The sequence below is a fragment of the Robertmurraya sp. DFI.2.37 genome (genome assembly GCF_029211245.1).
In the GTDB taxonomy this organism is placed as follows: Bacteria; Bacillota; Bacilli; order Bacillales; family Cytobacillaceae; genus Robertmurraya; species Robertmurraya methanolica_A.
Map to the genome: position 1 here is coordinate 133,130 of NZ_JARGEJ010000001.1, position 12,440 is coordinate 145,569.

9 protein-coding genes are annotated in these 12,440 nt (G+C 39.3%); all 9 read right to left on the reverse strand.

Translation table 11 applies throughout. The annotated features are described in order from the left end of the window. Positions 1–245: 245 nt before the first annotated feature. Complete coding sequence (locus tag PZE06_RS00665) at positions 246–2,189, reverse strand: stage V sporulation protein D (RefSeq protein ID WP_150913313.1); 1,944 nt, start codon at positions 2,187–2,189, stop codon at positions 246–248. A 290-nt stretch (positions 2,190–2,479) separates the two neighbouring features. After that, positions 2,480–4,663: a penicillin-binding protein gene (locus tag PZE06_RS00670; protein WP_150913311.1), complete on the reverse strand. Its 2,184-nt coding sequence runs from the start codon at positions 4,661–4,663 to the stop codon at positions 2,480–2,482. Continuing rightward, the gene (ftsL, locus tag PZE06_RS00675) at positions 4,660–5,016 is read right to left on the reverse strand and encodes a cell division protein FtsL (protein ID WP_150913309.1); all 357 of its coding nucleotides are present in this window, start codon (positions 5,014–5,016) and stop codon (positions 4,660–4,662) included. Before ftsL ends, PZE06_RS00670 begins: the two co-directional genes overlap by 4 nt. 27 nt (positions 5,017–5,043) lie before the next feature. Then, complete coding sequence (rsmH, locus tag PZE06_RS00680; protein WP_150913307.1) at positions 5,044–5,976, reverse strand: 16S rRNA (cytosine(1402)-N(4))-methyltransferase RsmH; 933 nt, start codon at positions 5,974–5,976, stop codon at positions 5,044–5,046. A 53-nt stretch (positions 5,977–6,029) separates the two neighbouring features. Then, the gene (gene mraZ / locus PZE06_RS00685) at positions 6,030–6,461 is read right to left on the reverse strand and encodes a division/cell wall cluster transcriptional repressor MraZ (protein WP_150913305.1); all 432 of its coding nucleotides are present in this window, start codon (positions 6,459–6,461) and stop codon (positions 6,030–6,032) included. Positions 6,462–6,716: 255 nt separating this feature from the next. Next, positions 6,717–8,351, reverse strand: a complete 1,635-nt coding sequence (gene bshC / locus PZE06_RS00690) for a bacillithiol biosynthesis cysteine-adding enzyme BshC (protein ID WP_150913303.1) — start codon at positions 8,349–8,351, stop codon at positions 6,717–6,719. 870 nt (positions 8,352–9,221) lie between these two features. After that, on the reverse strand, positions 9,222–9,611 hold the full coding sequence (locus tag PZE06_RS00695) for a DUF3397 domain-containing protein (protein WP_150913301.1): 390 nt from the start codon (positions 9,609–9,611) through the stop codon (positions 9,222–9,224). A gap of 1 nt (position 9,612) precedes the next feature. After that, complete coding sequence (locus PZE06_RS00700) at positions 9,613–10,512, reverse strand: 2-dehydropantoate 2-reductase (RefSeq protein ID WP_150913299.1); 900 nt, start codon at positions 10,510–10,512, stop codon at positions 9,613–9,615. Between the two features lie 368 nt (positions 10,513–10,880). Beyond that, positions 10,881–12,422: an acyl-CoA carboxylase subunit beta gene (locus tag PZE06_RS00705; protein WP_150913297.1), complete on the reverse strand. Its 1,542-nt coding sequence runs from the start codon at positions 12,420–12,422 to the stop codon at positions 10,881–10,883. Between the last annotated feature and the right edge of the window lie 18 nt (positions 12,423–12,440).

Here is a 12,440-nt window from a genome sequence, read left to right on the forward strand (position 1 = left end):
ATATCCTCTCTTAGAAAGTACGAACACCTTGCTTTTATGGGTAAGTTCTTTGCTAGTCTTGGCCGTGTACGCTTTTTTGCTGGATTCCTTCGAGAGCTCTTTCAAAAACTCGCGTATTTTATTTTACATGAAAACCACACATTTCGCTATTTTTTCTCAGGATATTGTTTTTCTTTATTAAAAAACAAAGATTTAGGTTGGTACGAAAAAAAGAGAGGCGAATTTCTTTCAGCCTCCCGCGCTCACTATTCCTTTTTCTCATCTGTTGTTTCTGGATCATCAAAATAGAGCCTAATCGTTGAACCTTCCTTCAACTTTATGCCACCTTGAGGAGTTTGTTTGACAACCGTACTTCCTTGACCGCTTGCATCTATTTTAAAATTCACGAAAATTTCTCTAATCTCTGTTTTTGTCATCCCAACCATATCTGGAACCTCGATCATGACAGGGTCATCCCAACCTTTTCTTACCTTTTCAATTTGCTCTTTTCTCGGCTTTACTCCTAAAGCCCTCAAGCTGTCTCCCATAATGTTTCCAACAATAGGTGCAGCTACTGTACCACCAAATTGAATCGTCCCCTTCGGATTATCAACAGCGACATAAACGACTAGCTGCGGATCATCGGCGGGAGCAAAGCCAATAAATGAGACGATGTGGTTGTTTTCCATATAACGTCCGTTCTTAACCTTCTGAGCTGTACCGGTTTTTCCTCCAACCCGATATCCTTCCACAAATGCTTTTCCACCTGTCCCCTGTGCAACAACCGTTTCAAGAGCATGACGAATTTCTTTTGACGTTTCTTCTGAAATTACTTTTCTTTTTGCAGTCGGAGAGGTTTTCATAACCACTTCACCACTAACTGGATCGACTAATTCTTTTGCGATATAAGGAGTATATAGTGTGCCCCCATTTATCGCAGCGGAAAGGGCGGTTACTTGTTGGATCGGGGTAACCGACACCCCTTGCCCAAAGGCAGTTGTTGCCAGTTCAACAGGACCTACACGATCTAAATTAAAAAGAATCCCTTTCCCTTCTCCTTGTAGATCTATTCCGGTTTTTTCTCCAAAGCCAAAATCTTTAATATACTTAAACAGCGTTTCTTTTCCTAATCTTTGTCCCAATTCTACAAAACCAGGGTTACAGGAATTTTGCACAACCTCTAGAAAGGATTGACTTCCATGTCCTCCTCTTTTCCAACAGTGCAGCGTTGCCCCATCTACCTTCACCGAACCAGAGTCATGGAAATGATCCTTCTCTAAGTCAACCTTCCCTTCCTCAAGGGCAGCTGCCAAAGTAATGATCTTAAAGGTCGAACCAGGTTCATACGTACTCCAGACTGGTAAATTTCGATTATAAACCTCGGGAGCAACTTCTTGAAAATGGGTCGGGTTAAAGCTAGGACGACTCGACATTCCTAGCACTTCACCAGTATTCGGGTCCATTGCAATAGCAATGGCCCCATCTGGCTTGTATGTCGCCTCCGCTATGTCAAGCTCTCTTTCAATTATCGTCTGCACTTTTGAATCGATTGTTAATTTCAGATCAAGGCCGTCTACAGGGGCTTGATATTCATCTGCCTTATCATTCATGCGGTTATGCTTAGCATCTGCATAAAATTGAACTGAGCCTTTCTTCCCTTTTAATTGCTCATCATAGTATAATTCAAGTCCCATTAATCCTTGATTATCTATCCCTGTAAACCCTAATACATGGGATAGATACTCACCAAAAGGATAATATCTTTTCGAATCTTCTCCAACATAAACACCTGAAAGTTCAAGATTTCGAACTTCTGCAGCCTTTTCGTTTGAAATCTTGCGCCCTTCAGATACCCTCACAATTAATTCTTTCTCGGTTATTTGTTTGTATATCTTTTCCTTCGAGCCATTCAATACTGCCGCTAATTTCTCAGCGGCAACAGCAGGATCCTTTACCTGTCTTGGAAAGACATAAACTGTTGGCGCACTCATATTGGTCGCTAATGCGACACCGTTTCTGTCAACGATTTCTCCTCGCTCTGGCTCGAATGGAATTTCACGGCTCCATAAATTTTCGGCTCCATCCGTTAACCAATCTCCAAGAAAAAATTGAACGTACCCCAGTCTGACATCAATAATGAAAAAAATAAGGAATCCTATGAGCAATGCAATGGTTAACCTTTTTCTAACTGTTACATTCGAAACCCGCATATTCGAACGAACCTCCCTTATGTTTGGCTCGTTCAAATATATGCTTGTACAAATATAAATAGAACGCACCATATGTTGGTACGTTCTGCTTTCTTTTTGGCACTGTTGTTTAAACGGTTCATTTTCGGGTCATTCGTGAGAAACCAAGGTATGTCACCCGTTGGAGATGAAGCTTCTTCAATGAAACACTAGGAGAAAATAAGCTTTCACCGCCGTTTTATCGAAAAAGGACCAAAATAAGTTCAAAAGCCACAATCAACAAGGCTGTTTTTTATTTTTAAGCGTTCTTCTTAGCCGCCTTTTGGGATTTCTGCCTCTTTTTCTTCATCTTCCCCGTTCATCTGTTCTTTCGTATCAGGACTTTGCAAATGAACAACTAAATAATCCCCCTCTTTTAATCTCGTTCCTGCCGCTACATTCTGCTGACTTACATAACCGTTTCCAGTTATGTTCAATTGCAGCTTCGCGAGATTCGCTACCTTCATTACATCTCTCAATGACCAGCCATGTAAGTCAGGAAGGGTAATTTCGCCGTCCGTTTGAATAACTACCTTTTCCCCTTCCAAGAGCGGCTGTTCTTTTGCCGGGAGTTGATTAACAATCTCCGTACCATTTCCTAAAACAATCGCATTAACCCCAAGATCTTGCAAAGCACTAACGCCATTTTCAACGCTTTTACCGATCACATCAGGAATTTCGATCGTTTTTGAGGATTGTTGCTCACTAGGCTGAATACTTAAATATTGCAAACTATTTTTCATTACCTGCTTAAAGATTAATGACACAGGTTTATATCCTTCAGAAGAGTTAGCTACTTTTGGTTGCTGAACCATGACATATACGATCAGCTCTGGATCATCCGCCGGTGCCATCCCCATAAATGAAAAGACATAATCATTATCCCCATGAATATATGCACCTTGATGCGTTAAATTTGCCGTTCCTGTTTTCCCTGCAATTTCATAGCCGTCAATATTATATCGCTCATAGCCAGTTCCTTTCGGTGACGTGATAACAGTTTCCATTACTTCACGCACTTTTTTAGCAGTTCCTTCAGAAATTGGTTTACCCACTACTTCTGGTTCTGTTTTTTGAATGGTTTTACTCGTAGTCGGATCCACGACCTTATTAATGATTTGTGGCTTTAACATACTCCCGTCCCCCGCGATCGCTGTCGCCGCCTGTATCTGCTGCAAAGGTGTGATTGCCGTTCCTTGACCGTATCCAGTCGTTACTTTTTCAGACGGATAGTTATAAACAATCTTTCCCCCGGTTTCATTTGGGAGCTCAATTCCTGTTGGATCTTCAAAGCCAAACTTCGTTAAATATTGACGATACTTATCAAATCCAAGCTTTTCCTGGACAATTTTTGCAATCGCCACATTCGATGAACGTTGAAATCCTTCCAAATAAGTGATCGATCCCCAGCCAACTTTATTATGATCTCGAATTAAATCATCCTTTGTTGGCTTATAAGAACCTGATTCGTAATAGTCGTTCAAATTTAACACCTGTTCTTCAAGTGCCGCTGCGAGAGTAAATATTTTCATTGTGGACCCTGGTTCATACGAAACTTCAACAGCCTCATTCAACCATGTTTTCTCAATTCCCTCTCGCGTTTTCGGATGGAATGTCGGTCTTTGCCCCATCGCCAAAATATCTCCCGTTTTTGGATCAGCGACAATGGCCACCATTTTCGTCGGTTTATACTGCTCATCTGCTTGATTTAATGCATCCTCTAAAAACGTTTGGATCTTCTTATCTAATGTTAAATAAACATCTTTTCCATCTTTAGCAGGTGTAATCTTTTGTTCACTATTCGGCAGAATGTAGCCCCAAAGATCACTTGCGTATTGCACAGAACCATTCTCACCCGTTAAGATGTCATTTAGGGATTTTTCAAGCCCTAATTGTCCTACTGGAGTCGATTCCCCTTCTTTTGTTTCGACAAAGCCAATTAAATGGGAGGAAAATACACCATTTGGATAGAATCGTTTTGATTCCCTAATAAATGTAATTCCCGGCAATTTTAACTCCTCAATCTCTTGTTTTGTCTGCAAAGAAATATCCTTTCCTGCAAGACCAAATTCCACTTGAAATTTCTCTTTCTTTGACAAAACTCTCAAAATCTCTGACTCTGATAAATCAAGATATTTTGCAAGCTCTCGCGCAGTCTTTTCCTTATCTGAAACATAGTTAGGCTTCATCTTTTCATCCAAAATTGCAATCAACGTGTAAGAAGAAGTATCTTCTGCGATCACTTCTCCATTGCGATCATAAATCGTCCCTCTTTTTGCCTCTAATACCCCATTTTTATTGTATATTTGCTGCGCCTTCGCAGCTAACGGTTGTCCCGCTGCTTCCCCTGTTACTTGAATAGATACAAAGCGAAATAATAAGACAAAAAAGAGCAGACAAAATAAAATAAATAAAATGGCTGCTCCTACATTCATATTGGGCTGTTTCCTAATCATTGTCCTTGCACAACCTTAACGTTATTTTCATTAAGTTTTAAGCCTAGCTCTTTAGCTTTCGCCCAAATTCTTTCGTATGTACTTAATTCTTCTACCTGCATCGCAAGATCAGCATTCACTTTTTGTTGCGATTGAATGATAGAAGAAGTTTCTTGAATATCCTTATTTATTTCATATATCGCTGCTTGGTTTGAAATGATTTTCACAGCGCCGAAGCAAAGGGCTACACAAAATATTAACGCTAATATTTTCTCACCAGGAGAGAAACCCAATCTATTTTTCTTGACAATTTTCGGCGCTTGCACCTGTTTCTGTTGTTGTTCTTGTTGCAGCTTCCTTGCTAAATTCCCCATTCCTTTCCCTCCTTGGATTTTTCTAGATTACAGCTTTTCAGCTATTCTAAGTTTTGCTGATCTGGCGCGATTATTTTCTTCCAACTCCTCATCGGAAGGTAAAATCGGCTTTCTCGTAATGAGTTTAAGAACCGGCTTGTATTCATCAGGTATAATCGGAAGTCCCGGTGGCAAATCTGGTATTTCACTTGCTTTCTTGAAAGTCACCTTACAGATCCGATCCTCTAACGAATGAAAAGTAATGACACTTATCCTTCCACCAGGAGCTAATATTTCAATCGCTTGCTGAAGCGATTTTTCAAATACACCTAGTTCATCATTAACAGCAATTCGTATAGCTTGAAATATCCTTTTAGCAGGATGTCCCCCTTTACGTCTTGCCGGTGCAGGGATTGCATCCTTAATAATTTCCACTAATTCGCCTGTCGTTTCAATAGCCTTTATTTCTCTAGCGGCTTCAATTTTTCGAGCAATTTGCTTTGAAAACTTCTCCTCACCATAGCGATGAAAGATTTTTAGCAAATCATTAAAGCTCCAATCATTCACAACATCGTATGCTGATATTGACGCTTCTTGATCCATTCTCATATCAAGTGGAGCATCGTGGTGGTAACTGAAACCTCTTTCTGGTGTATCTAACTGTGGGGATGATACTCCCAAATCGTATAAAATTCCATCTACTTGAGTAACTCCTCTTTTTGCAAGCTCTTCTTGCAAATGAAGAAAATTGCTCTTAATCATCACAATTTGCTCACCATATTGAGCGAGCTTTTCTTTAGCATTCGCTATCGCCGTATCATCTTGATCAAAAGCATAGAGTTTTCCTTTCGGCGAAAGCTTTGAGAGGATTAGCGAACTGTGCCCTGCCCCTCCCATCGTACAATCAACATATACACCATCTGGCTTAATATTTAATCCATCAACCGTTTCATGTAATAACACTGTTGTATGTTCAAACATGCTTGTCCACCTTTCCAATCGTAAGACTTGGAAGTTGATATTTTTAATTGATTTTAAATATCAAATCCAATCATATTTTCTGCAATCTCTGCAAAAGATTCTTCTGACTCTGAAAAATAGTCTTCCCAAAGATCTTTACTCCATATCTCAATTCGATTGGAAACACCTAACACAACACATTCTTTATCTAGTTTTGCGTATTGCATCAAAGGGGAAGAAATATTGATTCTCCCTTGTTTATCAAGTTCACATTCGGTGGCACCTGAAAAGAAAAAGCGAGTAAAAGCACGGGCATCTTTTTTCGTTAATGGCAACCCTTTTAGTTTTTCCTCAATTAGGGACCATTCAGATAGCGGGTATCCAAATAAACATTGATCTAAGCCTCGTGTCAAAACAAATGTTTCGCCTAGATGCTCACGAAACTTTGCAGGTACGATGAGACGACCCTTCGTATCAACATTATGATGGTATTCACCCATAAACATACCCACTACCCCCACTCTCTATCCTAAATGTACCACAATCCCCCACTTTCCTCCACCTTATTTTTAAAATAATTCTTCTTCAAATAAAAAAATCCTTCCGCATTTATCAAAAATAGGAAGGTTGTACTAGATGGCTCTTTCGAAGCATTTTTACCAGCCATTCACTTAAAAGTTACATAACTCTTTTTCAAAAGAAAAAGTGTAGATAAACTCGAAAATTTCTGAGTTTATCTACACTCTGTTTTAAGGAACTTTCTATATCTTTACAACTTTATGGGTACCGTCAAAATCGAAGGGAAGCTTTAATAAACGTTCAACAAAGTCTAGTCCGTATTTATTTAAAAAATAATATATATTCCAAACTCGTTCCTGCGGCCCGCCGAATGGCCTGATTGAATAATCGATACAGTCAAGCTGTTTTAGTGCAACATCATGCTTAATAAGCAGCGCTTCTTCGATTTTCCCTTCCATAAAAGCAATTTGTTGCAATAGAATGGATTCATTTTTCTGTAGTAAAGGGATAAGCCCTTTGTAATCCTTCTCTGATTGCTTTCTTATTTTTGTGTAACTTTTCATCAACTGCTCTTTCGCTTCAGAAAATAATTCGGCAAAGGATGTGTCCTTAACTGAGGTTAAAAATCTTTCCTTCTCTTCTGAAACTCCAGCCCGTAAAACTTCTTGTAAATTCAGGCCCCAGTCCGCTATGCTTGATTCTATTTCTCGCTCTAAAAATGTAATAGTAATCCTTGGAATAATTGGAGGCATTTTCATGTTAAAGATTTCAAATGCATTCTTCAACTCTGCCCAATAGGATATTTCCCCCGGTCCGGCAATAAATGCCAGTGTAGGAAACAAAACCTCCTGCATAATTGGTCTTGTCACCACATTATTGCTCAATTTTTCAGGTTGTTCATTCGCGATGGCGAGTAATTCCTCCTGCGAAAAGGAAATGTTCCCATCCTTGCCAAAAAAGGTTTTCGTTTCTTTGTTAAATTCCAGAAGAACCCGTTCAAAATGCTCTTCATCATAATAAAATAAATTTGCAGCTTCTGATGATAGCTCAATCGTTCTTGCAAATCCATATTCAGCAAGCTTTGCTTGTTGATTTTCAACAGAGGCTGTAATATTAGCAGCATGATTAATTTGTTCAGCAAACGCTTTTTTCTCCAACTGTCGTAATTGCCTATTTCCTGAATCGACAAGTAAGAGCCCTTGCTCTTTAAATAATTCCATCACAATGTAAGCAAAGAAATCAACAAAGGTTTCTGAGCACTCAACAGCTTTTTTCGAGAACTCAAGTAACTGGTTCGTATGCTCTGTCTCTCCAAAAGTTTCAATCACGTCTTCAATCCAGGATTGACAAACCTCTTTATTTAGTACACAGTCTGTAACCATTCTTTTATCTAATACTTTGTTTGGATAGACCCATTTTTCCAATTGATTTCGATTTTCCAGATATACATGGTTTACTTCAGCGTAATCATGATCTTCACCAGCAATCCAAAAAAGAGGAACAACAGGTACTCCTAGTTCTTTTTCTTTTTGTTTGGCAAACGCAATAATTGAAATCACTTTATGTATAGAATATAAGGGACCTGTTAGAATTCCAGCCTGCTGTCCTCCTATTACAACAACACTATCTTTTTTCTTCAGTTTAGCAATGGATTCAAATACTCTTTCCGAGCTCGGAAATGGTTTCATAAAAAACTCAATATGAGCAGCCAGTTCCTCCCTCATAAACGAGCGCTCAGATAATTCCTCCAACCTTTTTTGGTAATGAAAAGAATTTTGATATTGATAATGAAAAAAATTCTGTACCTCGTCAGTCCCATTGTAGTATGCCGTAGCAAACCTATTCGTAGCTGGGAGATTGAGATTCATCATCTCCATTTATGTACTTCCTTTCTAAGCAACAATTTACTACGTATGAGTATATCACTGAATACTCACAAAGAAAAAAACTTTGCCTATAAGAAAAGTGGAGGCGGCTTGTTCAGCACCGTACAAACTGGAAGGACTTCGAATGAGATAAAGGAAAACCAATGAGCTCTAGCGAATTGAGTTTGACTTATCGTAAGGAGAAGGCCTGAAGTTTGATAGGTGCTAGCCGCCGGAACTGGACAATGAAAAGTGGAGGTCGTTTGTTCAGCACCGTACGGACTGGACTGAACCGCAGGAGAAATAGGAAATCCGATGAACGCTAGTGATTCGTGATTTCCTTATCGTACGGAGGTGAAGGAAGTCTCGCTAGGGGCTAACGACCGGAACTGGACAATAGAAAAGTGGAGGCGGCTTGTTCAGCACCGTACAAACTGGAAGGACTTCGAATGAGATAAAGGAAAACAAATGAGCTCTAGCGAATTGAGTTTGACTTATCGTAAGGAGAAGGCCTGAAGTTTGATAGGTGCTAGCCGCCGGAACTGGACAATGAAAAGTGGAGGTCGTTTGTTCAGCACCGTACGGACTGGACTGAACCGCAGGAGAAATAGGAAATCCGATGAACGCTAGTGATTCGTGATTTCCTTATCGTACGGAGGTGAAGGAAGTCTCGCTAGGGGCTAACGACCGGAACTGGACAATGAAAAGTGGAGGCAGCTTGTTCAGCACCGTACAAACTGGAAGGACTTCGAATGAGATAAAGGAAAACCAACAGTGCTTTCTCAATATCAAAACCGACAACCGTCTATAAGACAATAAATAGCCTAGGAAAGTAGCAGAGCCTAAACAATTTTCTCAGACAATCTCATTCCTAGACGTTGCTTACGAAACCGCATGCGAAATGCTGCGTACGATCCCAATAATTAATAAAATCATATATGCGGAGAAGAAAACAAGGAAATTAAAACGCCAAAAGCCCCTGAATACTTTTTGGTAATCAATTTCTTGTTTAATTTTCCAATGGAGCAGAACTACAGCCACCCCAATTAAAAGGATGAGAATGAGGATCAACCAGAGAAATGATTTATTCCATATATTCATAATTAAATAGTGTACAGAAATGATAAATAAGAGCGTGCTACCATCCAATGCCATTTGAACAGCGCGACGATGCTGCTTCGTCACTTGTTTACAAATAACAAAAATAATGATATAGCCTAAAATTGGAATCGTAACAAGTGCAGCTACAACATTTGAAAAGACATTTGACATCTCACTTTCCTCCTCTCTCCAATTGTCTCCCTTTAATAAGATGAAAAAGTGCTGTTATAAGCGGAGCCTCCATTTTCCTCTGCCTTGCTTCAGCAATTAAATAACCTAAAATCGTCTCAATTTCCGTTTCTCTCCCTGCTTCCAAATCCTTAAGCATGGAGGAGTGATTATGAGCTGTATTTAAACAAATTTGCCGTGCATGTTCAAAATATAGCTGTCCATCATCAAGCCCTAATATGTTACTAACTTCTGTAAACACATCAGTAAAGGTTTGATAATAATGGGGATTGTTCATAAGCATACCGTTCTCGACATTCAAAAGAGCTGTAAGCGGATTAATAAGCGCATTAACAACAAGTTTTTTTTGAAGCATATCTTTATAATCGTCGACAAAGCGAAATCGAAATGAAGGATGTGAGGTATGAACTAATTCATTCACTATCTTTTGGTTATGCCCTTGATAACAAGCTATTTTTGTCTCCCCTATTCCCGTATGAACAACAGCGTGTCCATTCTCTCGATACGCTCCATGCTCCACAGAGCCGACATAAACGGGAGTTAATCTAAATCGGTCAATTATTTTTAAATGGGCCATCCCGTTCTGAATGAATAAGCTTGGTTTTCCATGTGTCAATTTCATGTCTTTAAGCAAAGATTCCAGTTGATATTGCTTAACACAAACTATAACAAGATCAGCTACATTTTCTTCCCATTCACTAATTAGCTCTACTTGAACATATGTATGAAATAAACCTTCTTGATTTCTAACCGTAATTCCATTTGCTTCTATCTCCATTTTTTGCGAGTGGCTCCGAACATAAAGAATCACATTATGCTCTTGTTTTAAGTAATAGGAAAATAATAAACCTATCGCTCCTCCACCAATAATGGCAACTCTCATTCTATCGCCCCATTAAAAACAATTTAAAACTTATTTCTATTTTACCAAAGACAAGGGCTATTTTCTCAGATTTTGTTGCATTTCCACGAAAAATATATAACTGGAAAAAGTGTGAGCATATCCACAGTGCGAGTTTTTTTATAACATCATGGTATAAAACGTAATCAAAAAAAGTAAGGGAGAAAAATAGACTTTTTTCACTCCTTACTTTTTTGTATTTCCATGATTTTAGACACCACTTGAATAGAGTAGAAAAGCTATTTCAGTCCGATTAAAAAGTTTGTCCTCGGCGGTAAGCAACGCGAACATCGAACATAAATAGAACTTTACCGAAAAGCCCTAAGGCTTCTATTCAGATGTATAGCAAATTAAACAGGATACACCGGATGTTTTTTATCACTAAAAACGACATCTTTTGTTTCATAAATGGTTAATCTGCCAATGAGCGTTTTTCTTAACTGTGAAGGAATAACAATATCATCAACAATCATTTCAGATGCTAGTTTATAAATATTTATTTCTTCTTTATATTCCCGTTGTTTCTCTTCGATAAAAGCCTGCCTCTCCTGCGGTTGAGCTAATTCGCTAATTTTATTTAAGTAGACAGCATTCACCGCTGCCTCCGGGCCCATGACAGCTATTTGAGCAGTTGGCAATGCCACACAATAATCTGGTTCAAACGCTGGACCTGCCATCGCATAAAGACCTGCTCCATAGGCTTTTCTAACAATGACTGAAATTTTCGGTACAGTAGCGGAACTCATCGCTGTTATTAACTTTGCACCGTGGCGAATAATACCAGCTCTTTCCACCTTCGTTCCGATCATAAAGCCAGGAACATCCGCTAAAAATAGGAGTGGAATATGAAAGGCATCGCAAAGCTGAATAAACCTTGCCCCTTTATCTGCCGAATCGACAAACAGCACACCACCCTTGACCTTTGGTTGATTGGCGACAACACCGACAGCTCTTCCATCAATCCTTGCAAATCCAGTAATTAATTCAGCTGCAAACAGTTTTTTTAATTCGAAAAAACTCCCATCATCCACAATCGCATCAATACAATCATACATATTAAAGGAAGCATTTTGATTGAAAGGAATGAGCTCTTCAAGCTGTTTTCCTTCTTTTGGTGGACACGATTTTACCCGTTTCGGTTTTTGTTGATAATTGGCTGGAAAATAGGCTAAATACTTTTTAGCCGTCGCGATAGCCTCCTTCTCATCAAAAACTAGAATGTCACCACAGCCACTTACTGTACAGTGCATTCTTGCTCCACCCATTTCCTCTAATGATACCTTCTCGCCAATTACTTTTTCCGCCATCCTTGGTGATCCTAAATACATGGAAGCATTCTTGTCAACCATAATCACCACATCACAAAAGGCAGGGATATACGCGCCACCAGCGGCAGATGGCCCAAAGAGAAGGCAGATCTGTGGCACCATTCCAGAAAGTTTAATTTGATTGTGGAAAATTCTCCCTGCACCTCTTCTGTTTGGAAACATCTCCAATTGATCCGTTATTCTGGCTCCTGCTGAATCCACTAAATAGAGTAAGGGTACTTTCAGTTTCTCAGCAACTTCTTGAATCCGAATGATTTTTTCTACCGTCTTCGCTCCCCAAGATCCTGCTTTTACAGTTGAGTCGTTAGCCATAGCGCAGACTGTCTGCCCATTAATTTTACCGATGACCGTTATCACACCATCAGCAGGCAACGTTCCATCCTCACAATTTGCAAATTTCCCATCTTCTTCGTACTGACCACCATCAAAAAGTATTTCAAGCCTTTTTCGAACGAAAAGCTTTTTTTGAGATTTTAATTTTTCGTGATATTTCGCACTTCCGCCCTCTTCTATTGCTTTTTGTTTTTTTATAAGATTTGCTGCTAATGCTTTTACTGTATCCATATTCCCCTCCAAAGATTT

Excerpts from the sequence above, each read along its gene's own strand:
- PZE06_RS00705 (WP_150913297.1), bottom strand. The coding sequence starts at position 12,422 with ATGGATACAGTAAAAGCATTAGCAGCAAATCTTATAAAAAAACAAAAA.
- PZE06_RS00700 (WP_150913299.1), bottom strand. The coding sequence starts at position 10,512 with ATGAGAGTTGCCATTATTGGTGGAGGAGCGATAGGTTTATTATTTTCC.
- rsmH (WP_150913307.1), bottom strand. The coding sequence starts at position 5,976 with ATGTTTGAACATACAACAGTGTTATTACATGAAACGGTTGATGGATTA.
- ftsL (WP_150913309.1), bottom strand. The coding sequence starts at position 5,016 with ATGGGGAATTTAGCAAGGAAGCTGCAACAAGAACAACAACAGAAACAG.
- mraZ (WP_150913305.1), bottom strand. The coding sequence starts at position 6,461 with ATGTTTATGGGTGAATACCATCATAATGTTGATACGAAGGGTCGTCTC.
- PZE06_RS00665 (WP_150913313.1), bottom strand. The coding sequence starts at position 2,189 with ATGCGGGTTTCGAATGTAACAGTTAGAAAAAGGTTAACCATTGCATTG.
- bshC (WP_150913303.1), bottom strand. The coding sequence starts at position 8,351 with ATGGAGATGATGAATCTCAATCTCCCAGCTACGAATAGGTTTGCTACG.
- PZE06_RS00695 (WP_150913301.1), bottom strand. The coding sequence starts at position 9,611 with ATGTCAAATGTCTTTTCAAATGTTGTAGCTGCACTTGTTACGATTCCA.
- PZE06_RS00670 (WP_150913311.1), bottom strand. The coding sequence starts at position 4,663 with ATGATTAGGAAACAGCCCAATATGAATGTAGGAGCAGCCATTTTATTT.